This is a genomic window from Actinomadura sp. 6N118, from assembly GCF_044326415.1.
Classification (GTDB): Bacteria; Actinomycetota; Actinomycetes; order Streptosporangiales; family Streptosporangiaceae; genus Spirillospora.
This window is the reverse complement of sequence record NZ_JBIRAZ010000001.1, coordinates 541,242-559,963: the sequence shown is the minus strand read 5'-3', so window position 1 is coordinate 559,963 and position 18,722 is coordinate 541,242. Positions and strand designations below refer to the sequence as shown.

Annotated in this window: 14 protein-coding genes; 10 read left to right on the top strand and 4 right to left on the bottom strand. The window is 70.7% G+C overall.

What is annotated here, in order from left to right; translation table 11 throughout:
* Position 1: 1 nt before the first annotated feature.
* Positions 2–745, bottom strand: a complete 744-nt coding sequence (locus tag ACH34W_RS02480; RefSeq protein WP_395958998.1) for a DUF2334 domain-containing protein — start codon at positions 743–745, stop codon at positions 2–4.
* Positions 742–1,962 (bottom strand): glycosyltransferase family 4 protein, encoded by a 1,221-nt coding sequence (locus ACH34W_RS02475; RefSeq protein WP_395958997.1) that lies wholly within the window; start codon positions 1,960–1,962, stop codon positions 742–744. Before ACH34W_RS02475 ends, ACH34W_RS02480 begins: the two co-directional genes overlap by 4 nt.
* A gap of 233 nt (positions 1,963–2,195) precedes the next feature.
* Between ACH34W_RS02475 and ACH34W_RS02470 the strand changes: the two genes are divergently transcribed.
* The 6 genes from ACH34W_RS02470 to ACH34W_RS02445 all read left to right on the top strand — a co-directional run bounded on the left by ACH34W_RS02470 (position 2,196) and on the right by ACH34W_RS02445 (position 11,222).
* Positions 2,196–3,359, top strand: coding sequence for an alkaline phosphatase PhoX (locus ACH34W_RS02470; protein ID WP_395958996.1), 1,164 nt, complete (start codon positions 2,196–2,198; stop codon positions 3,357–3,359).
* 73 nt (positions 3,360–3,432) lie between these two features.
* Positions 3,433–4,749: an SWIM zinc finger family protein gene (locus ACH34W_RS02465; RefSeq protein WP_395958995.1), complete on the top strand. Its 1,317-nt coding sequence runs from the start codon at positions 3,433–3,435 to the stop codon at positions 4,747–4,749.
* A complete protein-coding gene (locus ACH34W_RS02460) occupies positions 4,746–6,488 on the top strand; it encodes a DUF5691 domain-containing protein (RefSeq protein ID WP_395958994.1) in 1,743 nt (580 codons plus the stop codon). The genes ACH34W_RS02465 and ACH34W_RS02460 overlap by 4 nt, the downstream gene beginning before the upstream one ends.
* A gap of 38 nt (positions 6,489–6,526) precedes the next feature.
* Positions 6,527–7,609, top strand: a complete 1,083-nt coding sequence (locus ACH34W_RS02455; RefSeq protein WP_395959292.1) for an AAA family ATPase — start codon at positions 6,527–6,529, stop codon at positions 7,607–7,609.
* A 2-nt stretch (positions 7,610–7,611) separates the two neighbouring features.
* Complete coding sequence (locus ACH34W_RS02450; RefSeq protein ID WP_395958993.1) at positions 7,612–10,026, top strand: DUF5682 family protein; 2,415 nt, start codon at positions 7,612–7,614, stop codon at positions 10,024–10,026.
* A 65-nt stretch (positions 10,027–10,091) separates the two neighbouring features.
* Positions 10,092–11,222: a VWA domain-containing protein gene (locus tag ACH34W_RS02445; protein ID WP_395959291.1), complete on the top strand. Its 1,131-nt coding sequence runs from the start codon at positions 10,092–10,094 to the stop codon at positions 11,220–11,222.
* 16 nt (positions 11,223–11,238) lie between these two features.
* On the opposite strand, the gene ACH34W_RS02440 is transcribed toward ACH34W_RS02445, so the two are convergent.
* Entirely contained in the window at positions 11,239–13,431 is a 2,193-nt protein-coding gene (locus tag ACH34W_RS02440) for a protein kinase (protein ID WP_395958992.1), read from the bottom strand.
* Between the two features lie 245 nt (positions 13,432–13,676).
* On the opposite strand from ACH34W_RS02440, the gene ACH34W_RS02435 reads away from it, so the two are divergent.
* Genes ACH34W_RS02435 through ACH34W_RS02425 form a run of 3 tightly spaced genes read left to right on the top strand, consistent with a single transcriptional unit; the run spans position 13,677 to position 16,280 of the window.
* Positions 13,677–14,792: a DUF6777 domain-containing protein gene (locus ACH34W_RS02435; protein WP_395958991.1), complete on the top strand. Its 1,116-nt coding sequence runs from the start codon at positions 13,677–13,679 to the stop codon at positions 14,790–14,792.
* Positions 14,793–14,817: 25 nt separating this feature from the next.
* The gene (locus tag ACH34W_RS02430; RefSeq protein WP_395958990.1) at positions 14,818–15,204 is read left to right on the top strand and encodes an ArsR/SmtB family transcription factor; all 387 of its coding nucleotides are present in this window, start codon (positions 14,818–14,820) and stop codon (positions 15,202–15,204) included.
* The gene (locus ACH34W_RS02425; RefSeq protein WP_395958989.1) at positions 15,201–16,280 is read left to right on the top strand and encodes a cation diffusion facilitator family transporter; all 1,080 of its coding nucleotides are present in this window, start codon (positions 15,201–15,203) and stop codon (positions 16,278–16,280) included. Before ACH34W_RS02430 ends, ACH34W_RS02425 begins: the two co-directional genes overlap by 4 nt.
* Before the next feature lie 61 nt (positions 16,281–16,341).
* On the opposite strand, the gene ACH34W_RS02420 is transcribed toward ACH34W_RS02425, so the two are convergent.
* Complete coding sequence (locus tag ACH34W_RS02420; RefSeq protein ID WP_395958988.1) at positions 16,342–17,337, bottom strand: alpha/beta hydrolase; 996 nt, start codon at positions 17,335–17,337, stop codon at positions 16,342–16,344.
* 157 nt (positions 17,338–17,494) lie between these two features.
* Here ACH34W_RS02420 and ACH34W_RS02415 point away from each other — a divergent pair, with 157 nt between their 5' ends.
* Positions 17,495–18,505, top strand: coding sequence for a diacylglycerol/lipid kinase family protein (locus tag ACH34W_RS02415; protein WP_395958987.1), 1,011 nt, complete (start codon positions 17,495–17,497; stop codon positions 18,503–18,505).
* Positions 18,506–18,722: the final 217 nt, after the last annotated feature.

Here is an 18,722-nt window from a genome sequence, read left to right as displayed (position 1 = left end):
CTCACTCTGTCACCAACGTCTCGTACGTCACTGGCCTGCCGCCTGCGGCCACCGTCTGGTCGATGGCTGCGAGTGCGGCACGGCGAAGACCCGGCCTGGCGAGGTCGGCTGGGTGCAGGGCGATGCGGAACGGCATACGCGTGCGCGTGAACGTACGAGACGCCTCGACCATCAGGTGAGCGCCTGTGCGTTCACCAATCCCGCCGGGCCGGTGCGAGAGCGCCGGCATACGGACGATCGGCCCGTCCGGGAGGCGATGCACCGCCAGATGGCTCGTCCAGTAGGCGAATCCAAGGGCTGCCAGGGCACGCCGGGTCCCTGGAGAGGCCAGCCAACCCGGAGGGGTGAACCCCACGACCCCGATGTCCGCGTCCGCGAGCACCTCCAGGCCTGCCCGCAGCCGTTCGCGCGCCTGGTCCTCGGTCAGGGACCAGAACTCCCCGGCACCACGTGCCACCAGCTGGTTCACGTGGTGACGCCAGCGCGGACCACCGGGCACGCCCTCGTGCAGGAAGCCGTGCAACGCGAGCTCGTGCCCCCGTCCGACGGCCTTGTGAACGAACGACACCAAATCGGGCGCGCCCGCCAGCGCCGGCCCGCCGCCGAACGGCCCGGGGATGAGGAGCAACGTCGCCGGGACGCCTCGTTCGTCCAGATCGGCCAGCCACTGAGCCACCGGCTCGGCGGTGCTCGCGGCCACATCGTGCACCGACACCACGAACCGGAACTCGGCACGCTTGCTCACGCAGCACTCTCCTCTCGCTCAGCCGTCGGTCCGCGTTCTGCCGCATGCCCGGCGGCGTTCTGGCGTTCCGTCGTCGTGCCCGTGAGCTCGCGGTAGTGCTCGATCAGCTCGTCGCATACCGCCGCCCAGCCGCGGCCCTGGACGGATTCCACAGCGCATGCGGCCATGCGGCGGCGCAGCGCGGGGTCGGTCACCAGCGTGTTCACCGCGGCGCGCATCTCGGCGTCGTCGTCCGGCGCGTACAGCAGCCCGTTGAAACCAGGCCGGACGAGGTCCAGCGGGCCTCCCGCCGCCGGCGCCACCACCGGAACGCCGGCGGCCAGGGCCTCCTGGATCGCCTGGCAGAACGTCTCGTCCGCGCCGGTGTGAACGAAGACGTCAAGCGATGCGATCAGCTCAGACAGTTCGGTGCCGGTACGGAAGCCCGTGAATACAGCCTCGGGCAGCTGGCGTCTCAGCCGTTCTTCCTCGGGTCCGTCCCCGACAATGACGAGACGTGCTCCGGGGATGCCGACCAGTCGGGTGAGCATTCGTGGGCGCTTCTCAGCCGCGAGCCTCCCCACGTACCCCACGAGCACCTCGCCTTTAGGTGCTAGGCGCGCGCGCAGGGCGGCCGAACGATGGTCAGGGTTGAAGCGGCGCCGATCCACCCCGCGGCCCCAGAGCGCAAGCCTGGGCACACCACGTCGTTCTAGCTCGGCCAATACGGGTGTGGAAGGCGCGAGCGTCCGGTCGGTACGCCGGTGCAGGCGGCGCAGCCACCACCAGATGATCGAGCCGGTGCCGCGGAACCCGTACCGCCGCGCGAAACCGGCGATATCGGTCTGGAACACAGCCACGCACGGCACATCGAGTCTGCGCGCAGCGGCGGCGCCTGACGTGCCCAACACCAACGGCGAGGCCAGATGCACGACATCCGGCTCGAACTCCGCTAGCGCCGACATCACCCGGCGCGTAGGCAGCCCTAGGACGAACGATGGATAGAACGGGAGGGCGACGCTGCGGACGTACCGCACCGGAGCCCCGGCATAGCAGTCCGGACCCGGCCCAGTCGGACCCGCGCTCCGGGGCCCCCGGCCGGGCGCGATGATGAGGGCCTCGTGGCCCAGGGCGTCGAGGTGCTCGAGAACACGGCAGACCGAGTTGGTGACCCCGTTCACCTGGGGCAGGAACGACTCGGTCACGATGGCGACCTTCACGGCCGAGAGCGTGTCCATGCCGGCCGACGTTCCGGTCGCGTCCGGACGCCGATTGGGGAAACTCCGCGCGAACGGAAGCCGTGTGGAGTCCGGATGATCTGGGCACGCAAAAGCGGACAGTCCCCGTCAATCCGCCGTTCATCCATGTCACCGGCGAACGTTCAATGCCTTCTCTAATCTCGGCGCAGCCTCACCCTCCGCACAACCTCGGCAACTGATCGTCCTCCTCACCCCCCTGACAGGAGACCTCGATGGAACGCCGTAACTTCCTCCGCGCCTCGGTCCTCGGCACCGGCGCCGTCGCCTTCTCCGGGACGTTGTGGCAGAACGCCGCCCTCGCCGCCCCGGCACAGAACGCGGCCAGCCCCTACGGCCCGCTCCAGGCCGCCGACGCCCGCGGCATCCAGCTTCCGGCGGGCTTCACGAGCCAGATCGTCGCCCGTTCGCGGCAGACGGTCTCTGGCACCTCCTACACCTGGCATGACGCGCCTGACGGCGGCGCCTGCTTCGCGGACGGCACCGGGTGGATCTATGTCTCGAACGCCGAGGTCAGCAGCAGCGCGGGCGGTGGGGCCTCGATGTTGCGGTTCAACTCCTCGGGAACGGTGACGGGCGCGTCGCGGATCCTGTCGGGCACCAACCGCAACTGTGCCGGCGGCAAGACGCCCTGGAACACCTGGCTGTCCTGCGAAGAGGTCGACACCGGCCGCGTCTGGGAGACGTACCCGTTCGGCGGTACGGCGGCGGTAAGGCCCGCCATGGGGCGCTTCAACCACGAGGCGGCGGCGGCCGATCCCGTGCGGCAGGCCGTCTACCTCACTGAGGACAAGAGCGACGGATGCTTCTACCGGTTCGTTCCCAGCACATGGGGAGATCTGTCGGCGGGGACGCTGCAGGTCCTCAGGGCCGGGACCGCCACGTCAGGCTCGTTCACGTGGGGAACGGTCCCGGACCCGGATGGCTCCCCTACCGCCACGCGCAACCAGGTCTCGGGCGCCAAGAGGTTCAACGGCGGCGAGGGCTGCTACTACGCGAACGACACGGTGTGGTTCACGACCAAGGGCGACAACCGCGTCTGGCAGGTCAATCTCGCCAACAGCACGTACGAGCTCGCGTACGACGACAACCTCGTGAACCCGGGACCGGCGCCGCTGACCGGCGTCGACAATGTCACCGGGTCGAGCTTCGGCGATCTTTACGTGGCCGAGGACGGCGGCAACATGGAGATCTGCATGATCACCCCGAACGACACGATCTCCGTCTTCCTGCGGATCAACGGGCAGTCGTCGTCAGAGATCTGCGGGCCCGCGTTCAACCCGGCCGGCAACCGCCTGTACTTCTCGTCCCAGCGCGGCACATCCGGCTCGTCCTCCGGCGGGATCACGTATTGCGTCAGCGGCCCCTTCCGCACCTGAGTCAAGAGCGACGGAAAACCTGCGGCCGGGAAAAGGCCGGTGAATGTCCGACCTTGCCGATAGTTTCGACAATGTGAGCGATCGATGGGGGCGGGAGCAGGTGCTCGGCCTGGCGCCGGATCCGGCGTCGGCCAGGGCCGCCGGTGCCGTGGCCAGACCGGCCAAATGGAGCGAAACGGGCAGCGATGGAGAGGCGGTCTGGGGCGAGTGTCAGGGCAGCGGTAAAAGCGTCTATCGCACGTGCGCCGATCTGACCGAGCCCGCATTCCGGTGTTCCTGCCCGAGCCGCAAATTCCCGTGTAAGCACGCCCTCGGTCTGCTGCTGTTGTGGAGCGACGGAACGGTCGGCGCCGGGCCCCGTCCTGGCTGGGTCTCCGAATGGCTCCACGAACGGCAGGAGCGGGCCGATAAGGCCGCCGAACGCAAGGCGGCCGCGGGTGCGGCCGCGGCGTCCGAGGGCCGGACCAGAGATCCCAAGACCGCCGAGCGGCGGGAGCGCCGCGTCGACGACGGCCTCGCCGAGCTCGACCAGTGGCTGCGCGATCAGGTGACGCACGGGCTCGCGCAGGCCGAGAAGGCCCCGTACCGGATGTGGGACGACGTCGCCCGGCGGCTGGTCGACGCGCAGGCGAGCGCCCTGGCGGGCCAGGTCCGCGGCCTGGCCGCCGTGCCACGGCAGCCGGGCTGGCCCGATCGCCTGCTGGAGGAGTACGCCTTGATGCGGCTGCTCGTACGGGCGCATCAGAGGCGTGACCGGCTGCCTCAGGAGTTGCGCGACACCGTGCGGTCGCGGGTCGGGTTCACGCTCGCGCAGGACGAGGTGCTGGCCCAGGGCGAGCGGGTCCGCGACCGGTGGTACGTGGCGGGCGCGCGCGACTCCGAGCAAGACCGGCTGACCACGCGCCGGGTCTGGCTGCGCGGCCGCGATAGCGGGCGGCCCGCGCTGGTGTTGTCGTTCGGGGTCCCCGGGCGGCCGCTGGACGTGTCGCTGGTGGTCGGCACCGAGGTGGAGGCGGAGCTGGCGTTCTATCCGGGTGCCCAGCCGCTGCGGGCCCTGGTGGCCGAACGGCTCGGCACCACCGCGGCGGCGGCTCCGGGCGGGACGTCCATACGCGGGTTCCTGGCCGAGCACGCTGCGGCGCTCGCCCGCGATCCGTGGCTCGCCCGCTGGCCCGCGGTGCTCCGTTCCGTACGCCTGGCGCGGTCGGCCCCGGCGGCCCTGCACATCGTCGATGCCGATGGCGACTCGCTCCCGCTCCGGCCGACCGATCCGTGGCGGCTGCTGGCGGTCTCGGGCGGCGCCCAGTTCACGCTCGTCGGAGAATGGGGCCCGCGCGGGCTCCGCCCGCTGTCAGCCTGGCACGAAGACGAGGGGGTCGTGATCCTTTGAGCACCTGGAACGAGCACGTCACCGCAGCCCTCCTCGGCACCCAGCGCCGCCCCGCCCCGGCCCTCCCCGACCAGCCGGCGACCGAGCAGGCCTCGGACGAGGCGGGGCGGCTGCTCGACCAGGCCGCGCTGCTGACCGTTCAGCGGCGTGCGGGTTTCCAGCCGGGCAGGGTAGGCACGGGCGGGGTCGGCACGGGCAGCGTGGGCACGGGCAGCGTGGGCACGGGCAGCGTGGGCACGGGCAGCGTGGGCACGGGCAGCGTGGGCACGGGCAGCGTGGGCACGGGCCAGGCTGCGGCGGCGGACGCGCCCGCGTTGATCGCGCCCGCGCCGGCGGAGGATGTTCCGGCGGCGTCGAAAGCGGCGGCGGGACGGCTGGCACGCATCCTCCGGGGCGAGCAGATCAGGGTGCTGCCCGAGTGGCTTGAGGCGGCGGCGGCCAACGGACTCCGCGTTCCCGCTCGGTTGCTGCCCGAGCTGCTCGAAAAGGGACGCAGTGACCGGATGTTGCGGCCCGCGATCGTCCGGGCGGCCGGGCGACGCGGCGTGTGGCTGGCCCTTCAGAACACCGACTGGGCTTACCTCGTCGGGGCCGGTGACGATCCCGGCGGCGGCCCGGACGTGTGGGAGACCGGCACGCGCAACCAGCGGGTCGCACACCTGATCCGCCTGCGTGGCACCGACCCCGGCCAGGCTCGGCAGGCCCTGCGGGAGACCTGGGCCAAGGAGCCCGCGCCAGACCGCGCCGCGTTCCTCGCCACGTTCGAGCACGGCCTGTCGGCGGACGACGAGGAGTTCCTGGAAGAGGCCCTGGAAGATCGCGGCAAGGACGTCCGGCAGCTCGCCTCGGATCTGCTCGCGCGGCTCCCCGGCTCGGCGTACGGCCGGCGGATGGCGGTCCGGGCACGTGAATGCGTCCGGCCCGAGCTCCGGACCGTACGGGAGCGCAGGCAGACCTGGGTCGTGGTCGAGGCGCCGCACGAGCACGACGAGGACATGGCGCGCGACGGCGTGCCGTTCCACCCCACCGGCTCGTTCGCGCCGGGAGGCCGGGCGGGCGGGCCGGTCGGCGCCCGCGCTGGATGGCTGCGGGAGATCCTCGCCCGTACGCCGCTGACCACCTGGACCGAGCTGTTCGGCCTGCCGCCGATGGAGATCGTCTGCCTGCCCGTCGCGGACGCGGTCGACCGGGACGCACGCGGCGCCCGTGATGTGCACATCGGCTGGGCGCGCGCCGCGCTGCGCCAGCGCGACGCCGAATGGGCCCGCGCGCTGCTCAAGGGCGGCGTGGTGGTGGACGAGCCGGAGGCGCTCGCCGATCTCCTCGCGATCCTGCCCGCGGCCGAACGCGACGTCGCGGCGGCCCGGCTGATCCGGTGGGTGGAGGGCAATCCCGACCTGCTGCGCGTTCTCGAACGCATCCCGGGCCCCTGGTCGGGGGACCTGGCCGACGCGGTCGTCGCGACGCTGGCGAGCGCCGCCGAACGTTCCTCGCAGCGCTACGAGCACACCCTGACCCAGCTGTGCAGGCTGGCCGACCAGCGCCTCGTTCCCGAGGCAGGCCCTCGCCTGGAAGCGCTCGCACACCGCCTCGCCACCGAATCAAGCACCGAGCCAGGCACGGGTACCGGTCCCGCCGTGCGCGTCGTCGGCTCGGGAACGGTCGCGACGCGCGCCTTGCACGAACTGACCGAGACCCTGCGTTTCCGCCACGAGATGCTGAAGGAGCTTTCCGCGTGACATCGGATCGGGTGACACCTGATATCGAAGCCGGCGCCATCGACGCCACCGTGCTCAGGCCGCACGCCGAGCAGGAATACGCCGGTGAGCTGGCCCGCCTGGCCGAGCACGACGACCGGCCGCGCCCGCCCGGCTGGCGGTTGTCGCCGTGGGCGGTCACCACGTACCTCCTCGGCGGGACATTGCCGGACGGCTCGGAGATCAGCCCCAAGTACATCGGCCCGCGGCGGCTGATGGAGGTCGCCGTGGCGACGCTGGCCACCGACCGGGCTCTGCTGCTGCTCGGTGTTCCCGGCACGGCCAAGACCTGGGTGTCCGAGCACCTGGCCGCCGCCGTCAGCGGCGACTCGACCCTGCTGGTGCAGGGCACGGCGGGCACGGCCGAGGAGGCGGTCCGGTACGGGTGGAACTACGCGCGCCTCCTCGCCGAAGGCCCGTCCCCGCAGGCCCTTGTGGAGAGCCCGCTGATGCGTGCGATGCGTACCGGCGCCGTCGCCCGCATCGAAGAGCTCACCCGCATGCCCAGCGACGTCCAGGACACGCTGATCACAATCCTGTCCGAGAAGACCCTTCCTGTGCCGGAGCTCAACACCGAGGTCCAGGCGCGCAAGGGCTTCACGGTCATCGGCACCGCCAACGACCGCGACCGCGGCGTCAACGAGCTGTCCAGCGCGCTGCGCCGCCGGTTCAACACGGTGGTGCTGCCGCTGCCCGACACGGTGGACGACGAAGTGGACATCGTCGCGCGCCGCGTCGACCAGCTCGGCACCGCCCTCGAGCTCCCCGAGGCCCCGGCCGGGCTGGAGGAGATCCGCCGGGTCGTGACCGTCTTCCGCGAGCTGCGCGGCGGCCTCACCAGCGACGGCCGCACCAAGCTCAAGTCCCCGTCCGCCACGCTCAGCACCGCCGAGGCCATCTCCGTGATCACCAGCGGGCTCTCGCTGGCGGCGCACTTCGGCGACGGTGTGCTGCGCGCCGCCGACGTCGCGGGCGGCATCGTGGGCGCCGTCGTCCAGGATCCGGTGTCCGACCGCGTCGTCTGGCAGGAATACCTGGAGACCGTCGTCCGCGAACGCCCCGAGTGGCTCGACTTCTACCGCGCCTGCCGGGAGGTCTCCTGACCATGGGCGCACAGGTCGAGGTGTACGGGATCCGGCATCACGGCCCCGGCTCGGCACGGGCGGTCCGGCGGGCGCTGGAAGACTTCAAGCCCGACGCGATCCTCATCGAGGGCCCGCCGGAGGCCGACCCGCTCATCGAGCTGGCCGGCGACGACGGCATGGTCCCGCCGGTGGCCCTGCTGGCCTACGCCCCCGGCAAGGCCCCGGTGGACGACGCCGCCGAGGGTTCCGACCGCCAGGCCGCCTTCTGGCCGTTCGCCGAGTTCAGCCCCGAGTGGCAAGCCATCCGCCACGCTCTGAGCACCGGCGTCCCCGTCCACTTCTGCGACCTGCCCGCCGCCCACCAACTCGTTCCGAACACGCCCGAGACAACAGACGACTCGTCCAATCCCAACGAACCATCCAGCACCAACGAACCACCCAAAGCCCACGAGCCGCCCGATACCAACGAACCGCCTAACACCGACGAACCGCCTAACACCGACGAGCCGCCGGACGCCGAGTTGACGGCTGAGCAGCGGATCCGGCTTGATCCGCTGGGATGGCTGGCCAAGGCGGCCGGTTACGACGACGCGGAGCGGTGGTGGGACGACGTCGTCGAGCATCGGGACGACGGGCCGTCGCCGTTCCCGGCGATCGCGGAGGCGATGGCCGAGCTGCGCGAGCAATTGGCCGCGTTGCCCGAGGCCGAGGTGACGGGTGCGCTGCCGCCCGGTTATCTCCGGCGCGAGGAGCAGCGCGAGGCCTACATGCGCCGGACGTTGCGGCGCACGCTCAAGGAGGGGTACGAGCGGGTCGCGGTGGTGTGCGGCGCGTGGCATGTTCCGGCCTTGCAGGCGAAGGTCACCGCGTCCAAGGACGAGCAGACACTGCGCGGGCTGCCCAAGGCCAAGGTCGCGATGACCTGGGTGCCGTGGACGCATGGCAGGCTGGCCAACCGTTCGGGCTACGGGGCGGGCGTGCGATCGCCGGGCTGGTACCACCATCTGTTCGCGGCGCCGGACCGGCCGATCGAGCGGTGGCTGACCGACGCCGCGCGGGTGCTGCGCGAGGAGGACCTGCACGTCTCGTCCGCCCATGTCATCGAGGCGGTAAGGCTCGCGGAGGCGCTCGCGGCGCTGCGCGGCCGGCCGCTGGCGGGGCTCGACGAGGTCACCGAGGCGACCCGCGCCGTGCTCTGCGAGGGCGCGGACCTGCCGGTCGAGTTGATCCAGCGCAAGATGGTCGTGGGTGAACGGCTCGGATCCGTACCCGAGCGCACCCCCATGGTGCCGTTGCAGCGCGATCTGCAGTCCGAGCAGCGGCGGCTGCGCCTCAAGCCGTCCGCTCTCGACAAGGAGCAGGATCTCGACCTGCGCAAGCCCACCGATCTTGAACGGAGCCACCTGCTCCACCGGCTGCGCCTGCTGAACGTGGACTGGGGCGTGCCCGCCGAGGGCAACGGCAGGGCGTCCAAGGGCACCTTCCGTGAGACGTGGACGCTGATGTGGCGGCCGGAGTTCGACGTGGAGCTGATCGAGGCGAGCGCGTGGGGCACCACCGTCCACGGCGCGGCGTCCGCGCGCGCCGAGGCGATGGCCGCGCAGGCGGAGACGCTCGCCGAGCTCACGTCGGTCGCCGAACGCTGCCTGCTGGCCGACCTCGGCGACGCGCTGCCGAGGGTGATGCGGTCGCTCGCCGACCGGGCCGCCGTCGACACCGACGTCGCGCATTTGATGTCCGCGCTGCCGTCCCTCGTCCGCGCGCTGCGGTACGGCGACGTGCGCGGCACCGGCACAGGCCCACTGCAGTCGGTCGTGGACACGCTGATCGTCCGCATCTGCGTGGGGCTGCCACCGGCCGTCGCGGGTCTGGACGACAGTGCCGCCCGCGAGTTGCTCGGCCATGTCGACGCCGTGCACGGCGGGCTGGCGCTGCTGGGCTCCCACGAGCACAGTGAACGGTGGCGTCGTACCCTGCGGGGCCTCGTCGACCGCCGTGACCTGCACGGCCTTCTCGAAGGCCGCCTCACCCGGCTGCTCCAGGACGCCGGGCTGCTGCAGGACGTGCCCGACCGCATGGCGCGTGCCGTGTCGGTCGGCACCGCGCCGGACCGGGCCGCCTCGTGGATCGAGGGGTTCCTGTCGGGCGGCGGCCTGATCCTGGTGCACGACGAGGAGCTGTTGCGCCTGGTCGACGGCTGGATCGCGGACCTCAGCGGCGACTCGTTCACCGACGTCCTGCCGCTGCTGCGCCGCACGTTCGGCGCCTACGCCACCGCGGAACGCCGCGCGATCGGCGAGCGGGTGCGCCGCCTCGGCACGGCGCCCGCGCGGGGCCACCGCCCGGACGGCGATGACGACGACCTCGACCTCGAACGCACCGCGCCCGCCATGGCGACGGCCCTGCGGATCCTCGGCTGGGAGGCCCGAACGTGAATCCACAGGTAAACCCACACGTGAACACCGAGTCCGGCGAAGAACGGCTCAAGCGCTGGCGGCTCATGCTCGGTGGCGAAGGCGGAGCCGACGGCACCGGGGTCGTGCTGGAGGGTGACGAAGCACGCATGGACGCGGCGCTGGAGAAGCTCTACGGCACCGGGGGCCGCGACGAGGCGCGCGCCAAGTCGGGCCGGCGCAGCGCGGGCCTGGGCGACTCGGCGCCCTCGGTGGCGCGCTGGCTCGGCGACATCCGCACCTACTTCCCGTCGACCGTGGTCCAGGTGATGCAGAAGGACGCGATCGAACGGCTCAACCTCACCCGTCTCCTCCTCGAACCCGAGATGCTCGACGCCGTGGAGCCCGACGTCCACCTGGTCGGCACGCTCCTGTCACTCAACCAGGTGATGCCCGACCGGGCCCGTGAGTCGGCCCGCACGGTCGTCCGCAAGGTCGTTCAAGATCTGGAAAAGCGCCTCGCCCAGCGCACCCGCTCCGCGATCGGCGGCGCTCTCGACCGTTCCGCCCGCGTCCTGCGTCCCCGCCGCCTGGCCGATGTCGACTGGGAACGGACGATCCGCGTCAACCTGCGTCACTACCTGCCGGAGCACCGCACCCTCGTACCCGAACGCCTGGTCGGATACGGCCGCCGCCAGCAGGCCGTCAAGCGCGATGTCGTCCTGTGCATCGACCAGAGCGGCTCGATGGCCGCGTCCGTGGTCTACGCGAGCGTGTTCGGGGCGGTCCTCGCCTCGATGCGCTCGCTCCGTACCTCCCTGGTCGTCTTCGACACCTCCGTCGTGGACCTGACCGATCAGCTGCACGACCCTGTCGAGCTGCTGTTCGGCACCCAGCTCGGCGGCGGCACCGACATCAACCGGGCCATCGCGTACTGCCAGGGCTTGATCACCCGGCCGAACGACAGCATCTTCGTGCTGATCAGCGACCTGTACGAGGGTGGCGTACGGGCCGAGATGCTCCAGCGCGTCGCCGCCCTCACCGCCGCCGGAGTCCAGGTCATCGTGCTCCTCGCCCTCTCCGACGACGGCGCCCCTTCCTACGACCACGAGAACGCGGCCGCCCTGGCCTCCCTCGGCGTCCCCGCGTTCGCCTGCACTCCCGACGCGTTCCCCGATCTGATGGCCGCCGCCGTCGAACGCCGCGACCTGAAGGAGTGGTCTGAACGCAACCTTTAAACGGTGCTCCGGCAGATCACTTGTCGCGGGAGAAGAGACCGACCGCCAGCAACAACACCGCCACCAGCGACACCACGGCGTACACGGCGAACGTGGCGTCCGGCGCCACCACATAGCTCCACGCGATCGGAGCCGCGATCCGCAATAGCCGTAGCACCAGCACCGTCCAAGCCGCAGCCCTGCTCCCCCGCCAGGCCACGACCACCGCCACCAGCGTGCCTATGGCCAGGACCGCAAAGGAGGCCGCCGGAGGCAACAACTCTCCCTTTGGCCCCGACTCCCGACCCGGATTAGCGACCAACCACGCCAGCGCCGAGATATCGATCGCCGACAGCAAGGCGGCCAGCAGCAACCCCAGCACCACCGCAGGCGAGCGCCGCAACACCCGATAACCCGTCCCAGTCTCACGGGCACCAACCTGATCACCGGCCCCAGGTTGGCCAGCCCCACCGGGCCAGTCGTAGACATCAGTCGAACCGTGGGTAGCCGCCTGGCCGTAGGCAGCGGGCTGACCGTAATCACCGGGCTGACCGTAAGCATCCGGCTGGGCGTATTCACCGGGCGGGACGTATTCGCCGGGCGGGGCGTAGGCACCTGGGGGGCCGACCGCATCGGACTGGTACTGCGCACCCGGTTGATCGAATGCCCGGGGCTGCTGGTCGTACGTGCCAGGCCAATCCGAAACGCCAGGCGGGCCATACTCGGGCTGGTTGTAAACGCCCGGTTGGCCGACCCCACCCGCCTGGCCGAATCCACCCGGTTGGCCGTAGACGCCCGGTCGCTCTGACACGCCAGGCTCCACGTACCCACCAAGCTGGCCGGACTCACCGGGCTGGTTCTGCGCACCTGGCTGGCCGTATGCGCCTGGTCGATCTGACACTCCTGGCGGACCCGGTCCACCGGGCCCGCTGTAGGCGGCAGGCTGATCGGATTCACCCGGGGGGCCGTACACCCCAGGCTGGTCGTACGCGCCAGGCCAATCCGACGCACCAGGCGGCCCCGCCGCACCGGGCTGGTCGTACCCGCCGGGCTGGTCGTACCCACCGGGCCGGTCGCGTCCACCGGGCTGGTCGAACACGCCTGTCTGCTCACGTACGCCCGCACCAGGCGGCCCAGATGTGCCGGACAGACTGGACCCGCCGGGCTGGTTGTACGCGGCAGGCCGATCGGGCTCGCCGGGGGAGCCGTAAACACCAGGTGGGCGCACCCCACCAGGCTCGCCCGCCCCGCCAGTTTGGTCGTACGCGGCAACTCGACCTGACGCGCCGGGTGGGCCTGCCGGGCCTGGTCCGGCGGGCTGGTCATATACGCCAGGTCCCCCCGGCTGGTCGTGGGTGGTGGATGGTTCGTGGGCGGCGGGTTGGGTCGGCGTACCGGGGCGGCCATGGTCGGCCGGGGTTTCGTGGTCGCCCAGGAGCCACAGGAGGACTTCTTGGGAGTTGGGCCGGGCTTGGGGGTCTTTGGCCAGGCAGGCGGCCGCGATTTCGACGACCTGGGGTGGGAGGACGCTGAGGTCGGGGGTCTCGTGCAGGATCCGGTACATCACCGTGGGGAGCGGACCGCCCCCGAAGGGGTCGGCACCGGTGGCGGCGAACAGGAGCGTCGCGGCCCAGGCATGGAGGTCGGCGGACGGGCCGACCTCCGCGCCCAGGAACTGCTCGGGGGCCATGTAGACGGGGGTGCCGACGACCTGGCTGGTCACGGTGGCGCCGGCGTCCAGAGCGCGGGCGATACCAAAGTCGATCACTCGGGGCCCGTCGGGGCCCATCAGGACGTTCTGCGGCTTGAAGTCGCGATGCACGATCCCGGCGCGGTGGATGGCGGCCAGGGCGGTGACCGAGCTGATGGCGAGGCGGTCGAGGTCGGCGCCGACGCGAGGGCCCTCGGTGAGGACGAGCTCACGGAGGGACGGGCCGGACACGAACTCGCTGACGATGTACGGCTGATCTCCGGCGACATCCGCGTCGATCATCTTGGCCGTGCAGAAGCCCGCGACGCGCTGGAGCAGGGCGAGCTCGCGGACGAACCGGGCGCGGGCCTGCTGGTCGCCGAGCAGCTCGGCGTGCAGGAGCTTGATGGCGACGTTGTGCCCGTTCTCGTCGCGACCGAGGAATACGACGCCCTGCCCGCCGGTGCCGAGCCGTCCGGTGACCTCATAGGGCCCCAGGCGTACGGGATCGACCGGGTTGAGGGGCAGCGGAACTGCCATCCGGACCTCGCGATAATTACGTGCATTTTGACGCGCACAAAACACGCCGTCTTGACATCAAATAGTATAGGAACGGCGCGGCTTTGAACGGGGGACGACCGATGCCTAAGATCAATTCACGGATTTACCTGGCTGGGGTTGTGGGCTGGGTAATGATCGGCGCTTTGGTGACCGGATGTGGCGACGCGGGGGCGGCGATCACGCGCTTGGCCGTGGGCACACCGGGCCCTGATCCGTACTCTCCGATGTCCGGCACCGATCAGGTGCAGCTGACGGCGAGCAGCACCCAGGCGGGCGGCACGAAGCGCGGTGACTCACCTGGCCTCTACGGCGGTACACGGCACGCTGCCAGCTGTAATCCGGCCAAGCTGGTGGAGTTCCTGGGCGTTGACACCGAGAAGGCGAAGGCATGGGCCGCCGTGCACAAGATCAAGCCACACGAGATCGCCAGGTTCGTCGGACGGCTGACGCCTGTGTGGTTGCGCACGGACACACTCGTGACCAATCACGGCATCCGAGACGGAAAGCCGACCAAGTCCCCGGCCGTTCTTCAGGCCGGAATGGGCGTGCTGGTCAACGAGTACGGTTTTCCGGTCGTCAAGTGCAATTGTGGCAATCCCTTGACCAAACCAGAGGGAAAGATCTCCTCTGACGACGCGGAATACACCGGCCACTCCTGGCCGCACTTCTCTAAGGGCAAGGTTACGAAGATCAAGCCCCGGGAATTCACCAAGAGCGCGGTGACCGTGTTCATTCTGGTCGACCCGGAGGGCAAGATCGGATTCGACCGGCCGCGCGGCACGCTGGGGACCGTGGACGGACCACCCGAAGCGCTCCCGCCTACCGAGACCAAGGGGCCCCCGACCGACGGCACCGGAACCCCGACCGACGGCACCGGAACCCCGACCGACGGCACCGGGACGCCCACCGACGGCACCGGAACCCCGACCGACGGCACTGGGACGCCCACCGACGGCACGGGAACCCCAACAGACGGCACCGGGGCCCCAACTGACGGCACTGGGACGCCGACCGACGGCACCGGGACGCCCACCGACGGCACGGGAACTCCTACCGACGGCACGGGAAACCCCACCGACGGCACCGGGACGCCGACCGACGGGGCCGGCACCCCGACGAACGGCAACGGAACCGATGACAACACCCCGACCGACGGCACCGGAAACTCGACGAGTGGTCCCAGCACCCCGGCCAACGGTGACGGCGTGCCGTCACAGGAGCCGACGTCCGAGCCGGAGGCCCCGGTCGCCCCGAGCTCGCAGCAGACCGAGTCCCAATCCGAGCCGACCATCGAGACCTCTACCGCTCCGGAACAGCCCGAGGACCCGGTTCCCTCGTGATCCACAGGTGATGTAATCTGCTCATATGAGCAGTACTTCAGATGTCGCCCCGGACGCGTGCGCGATCCGCGTGGTCGATCCCGAAAAGGTCGCGATGGTCACCGCCGCCATGCCGGATGGCGAGGCGGTCGGCGAGATGGCCCGCATTTTCGGGCTACTCTCCGACCCGGGACGGCTCCGTATCATCATGGCGCTGCTCGAAGGTGGCGAGATGTGCGTATGCGACATCGCCGCCGCCTGCGGGCACACCGAGTCCGCGGTCTCGCACGCGCTGCGCCTGCTGCGCGCCGACCGTGTCGTGCGGGTTCGCAGATCCGGCCGGATGGCGTACTACCGGCTGGACGACTCGCACGTCAGGATGCTCCTGGAGCTCGCCGTCGCCCACGTCGGACACCTGGAGGAAGGCACATGAGCGCGGACCTGGACGGCCCCCCGGGGAAGCGGATCGACGCCCATGGCAGCGGCCATGGCAGCGGCCATGGCAGCGGCCACGACAACGCCCACGGCAGCGCCCATGGCCAGGGGCAAGGCCACGGGCACGGGCACGGCGTCTCCGCGAACGCCGACCGGCGCTACCTGACCGCCGCGCTCGCGCTGATCCTCGGCTACATGAGCGTCGAGGCGACCATCGGCGTGATCGCCTCCTCGCTGGCGCTGATCTCGGACGCGGCGCACATGATGACCGACGCGTTCGCGATCATTTTCGCGCTGATCGCGATGCGGATCGCGGTGCGGCCGCCCAAGGGCGGCTACACCTACGGCCTGCGCCGCGCGGAGATCCTTTCCGCCCAGCTGAACGGGCTGACGCTGCTCCTGCTGGCCGCGTACTTCGTGTACGAGAGCGTCGAGCGGCTGCTCTCCCCGCCGGACGTCAACGGCCAGCTCGTCTTCTGGACATCGCTCTCCGGCGTCGCGGTCAACGTGGCGGCGACCTGGTTGATCAGCAAGGCCAACCGGAGCAGCCTGAACGTCGAGGGCGCGTTCCAGCACATCCTGAACGACCTCTACGCGTTCATCGCCACCACCATCGCCGGCCTGGTGATCTGGACGACCGGCTTCAACCGGGCGGACGTGATCGCCTCGCTGTTCGTGGCCGCGCTCATGCTCAAGGCCGGATACGGGCTGCTGCGGGACGCCGGGCGAGTCCTGATGGAGGCGGCCCCCGCCGGCATCGACCCCACCGAGCTCGGCGCGCGGCTGGCCGAACGCCCCTGCGTGGAGGAAGTACACGACCTGCACGTCTGGGAGGTCAGCTCCGGCTACCCGGCGCTCTCGGCGCACGTCCTGGTGGAGCCGAAGGGCGACTGCCATGCCGTACGGCGCGACCTGCAGGAGCTGCTGCGCTCCTCATACGGCATCACGCACACCACCCTCGAAGTCGATCACCTCGACGACGAGTTCCACTGCGAGGACCCGCACGGGCCGCGGCATGTCCCGGTGGCCGCCGAACCACACGACCACGCCGCCGACCCGCAATGCGACCACTGACGATCCTCCCGGCGCATGTCCCGTCTAGGGTCTCCCGTCCAGGGTCTCCCGTCTCCCGCCGTCAGGTGATCTCGGCGAGGAGGATCGGGAGGGCCGCGTGGAGTTCGCGCTGCCAGTACGGCCAGCGGTGGGTGCCGCTGTAGAAGTGCGTGGACACCGGGATGCCCAGCTTCTTGAGCTTGCCGCTGAACTCCAGCGCCAGCGTGTGCGCGAGGGACTCCAAGACGTCGGGATCGGTGCCCGGCTGCGGATCGTACGGACCGGGGTCACCGTCACCGGAGCTGATGTAGAGCCTGACTCCGGACAGCCGTTCGGCCAGGTCGTACGGGTTGTGCTGCCGCCACACCACACGCTGGACGTCCGGGTCGCCCCAGACGTCCATCCAGTCGGCGGCAGGACAGCCGATCGCGACGCCGAGCTCCACCAGGTCGGCCACGTCCAGCCCGCCCGGGTCACGGTGGAGGGTGTTGAGGGGTCCGCTGAACGAGGCGGCGGCGCGGAACAGGCCGCGGTGCCGGGCCGCATAGGCCAGCGCGCCCATGCCGCCCATCCCATTACCGGCGATGGCGCGGGCCGTTCCGGCGCGGTATCCGCGTTCCAGGATCTGCCGGAGCTCAGCCAGATGGAAGGTTTCCCACTTCGGCGGCCCGCCTTTGCCGTGATTCCACCAGTCGGTGTAATTGCCGCACCGGCCGCCGTCGGGCATGACGACGATGACGTCCAAATCGGCGGTCAGCCCATCGACATCGGTATTGTCCGTCCACGTGGTGTGCAAGGCCGGTCCGCTGCCCGCTCCGGGCAGCAGCCACAGCACGGGCCATGTCCGCGCTGCGTCCCGCGACCAGCCCGAAGGCAGCAGCAGCCGCACGTGAGCCGGCACTGCGAGCACCGGCGAACGGATCGCCAGATCGAGAATGCGGGAGCCGCGGGAACGTTCGCCGATGACGGCCGCGCCGTCGTCCGCGGCAGGGGATGAGGCTTGTGCCGGTCCGCCGGGCGCAATGGACGCCGAAAGCCCCGCAATAAAGCTCGCTCCGAGCCACCCATACCGCCACATTCCTTCGCCCCGGCCATTCCTTGTGCGCTTTCCTATGAACATCCCCGCATTGAGGAAGTTTCAATGCTTGGCAAAGGTTTTATAAAATGTACGGCCGACAGGCACGCCGCCAGGTGCCCGGTAGGGTGACCGTGGGTGGAGGGAGTGTAACCGTCATATGCGCAGCAAACAGGAGCTCGAAGCCGCGATCCGCACGGAGGGCCGGGCCGTTCTGGTGGTCAACGCCAGGTCGCGCCGCGGCCGCCGGCTGTTCGGCTCCGCGCGCCGGATGCTGGCCGAGGCGGGCATTGAGTTCGATCAGGTCTACCCGGTGACGGATCCGGCCCGGCTGACCGAGATCTTCACCGACGTGCTCGCGCTGGAGCCCGACCTCGTCGTGGTCGGCGGCGGTGACGGCACGATCGCCGCGGCGGTCAGCCACCTCACCCACCGCGACATCGCCCTGGGCGTGCTGCCGCTGGGCACGACCAACAACTTCTCCCGCAGCCTGGAGCTGCCGCAGGACCTGCGCCGGGCGGTGACCACCCTGCGCGAGGGCAAGGTCGCTGACGTCGACGTGGGCTGGTTCACCGGCACCCATCCGAAGGCTACCGGCGCTGCGAACGGCGGCACCGCGAACGGCGGCACCGCCGATGGCGTGGGGCCGGACGAGCGGCATATCTTCGCCAACATGGTCAGCCTCGGCTTGTCCGTCGAGGTCGCGCGGAACGTTCCGCACGGGCTCAAGCGATTGGCCGGCCGCGCCGCGTACGGGCTGACGGCGGTGCGGCTTCTGCCGCAGCACGAGGCGTTCAAGGCCACCATCCGCATCGGCGACGAGACGCAGGAGCTCCTGACCCACCAGCTGAACGTGGCGAACGGCGCCCACCACAGCGGCAAGCGCATCGCCCGCGACGCCAGCCCCGACGACCGGCTGCTGGCGGTCTACCGGCTGGGGGACGAGCGGCGGCTCCGGCTGGCCTCGGCCACCGCCCGGCACATGCTCACGGGCCAGTGGCGGTCGCTCAACGAGGACGCGTTCCTGACCACCGACGAGGTGCAGATCGTGACCGAGCCACCCATGGCGGTGGACGTGGACGGCGAGATCCGAGGACTGACCCCGGTGACGGTCAAGCTCCTGGGCAACGCCCTCCGCGTGATCGTCCCGCAGTCCTTCATCGACACCTGAGCCACCCGGACAGAGCCGGGAACGCGGGGTCAGCCGGAACGCGAGTCAGCCAGGGGCACAGGGCAGCCGGGCACGGGTCAGCCGGGGACCTTGTCGCCGGCCGCGTCGATCAAGTACCACTCGGCGCCGAAGTCGTCCAGGTCGTGCCCGACGGCGTCGCCCGGGTTCGCCCCGGGGTGTGCATGTTCTCCGTGTCAGGGTCTCCCCCGCACCCTGC

Bases quoted from the DNA above. Each gene is read 5' to 3' on its own strand.
- ACH34W_RS02475 (WP_395958997.1), bottom strand. From the start codon at position 1,962: ATGGACACGCTCTCGGCCGTGAAGGTCGCCATCGTGACCGAGTCGTTC.
- ACH34W_RS02450 (WP_395958993.1), top strand. From the start codon at position 7,612: ATGGGCGCACAGGTCGAGGTGTACGGGATCCGGCATCACGGCCCCGGC.
- ACH34W_RS02440 (WP_395958992.1), bottom strand. From the start codon at position 13,431: ATGGCAGTTCCGCTGCCCCTCAACCCGGTCGATCCCGTACGCCTGGGG.
- ACH34W_RS02425 (WP_395958989.1), top strand. From the start codon at position 15,201: ATGAGCGCGGACCTGGACGGCCCCCCGGGGAAGCGGATCGACGCCCAT.
- ACH34W_RS02420 (WP_395958988.1), bottom strand. From the start codon at position 17,337: ATGTGGCGGTATGGGTGGCTCGGAGCGAGCTTTATTGCGGGGCTTTCG.
- ACH34W_RS02470 (WP_395958996.1), top strand. From the start codon at position 2,196: ATGGAACGCCGTAACTTCCTCCGCGCCTCGGTCCTCGGCACCGGCGCC.
- ACH34W_RS02445 (WP_395959291.1), top strand. From the start codon at position 10,092: ATGCTCGGTGGCGAAGGCGGAGCCGACGGCACCGGGGTCGTGCTGGAG.
- ACH34W_RS02415 (WP_395958987.1), top strand. From the start codon at position 17,495: ATGCGCAGCAAACAGGAGCTCGAAGCCGCGATCCGCACGGAGGGCCGG.
- ACH34W_RS02430 (WP_395958990.1), top strand. From the start codon at position 14,818: ATGAGCAGTACTTCAGATGTCGCCCCGGACGCGTGCGCGATCCGCGTG.
- ACH34W_RS02435 (WP_395958991.1), top strand. From the start codon at position 13,677: ATGTCCGGCACCGATCAGGTGCAGCTGACGGCGAGCAGCACCCAGGCG.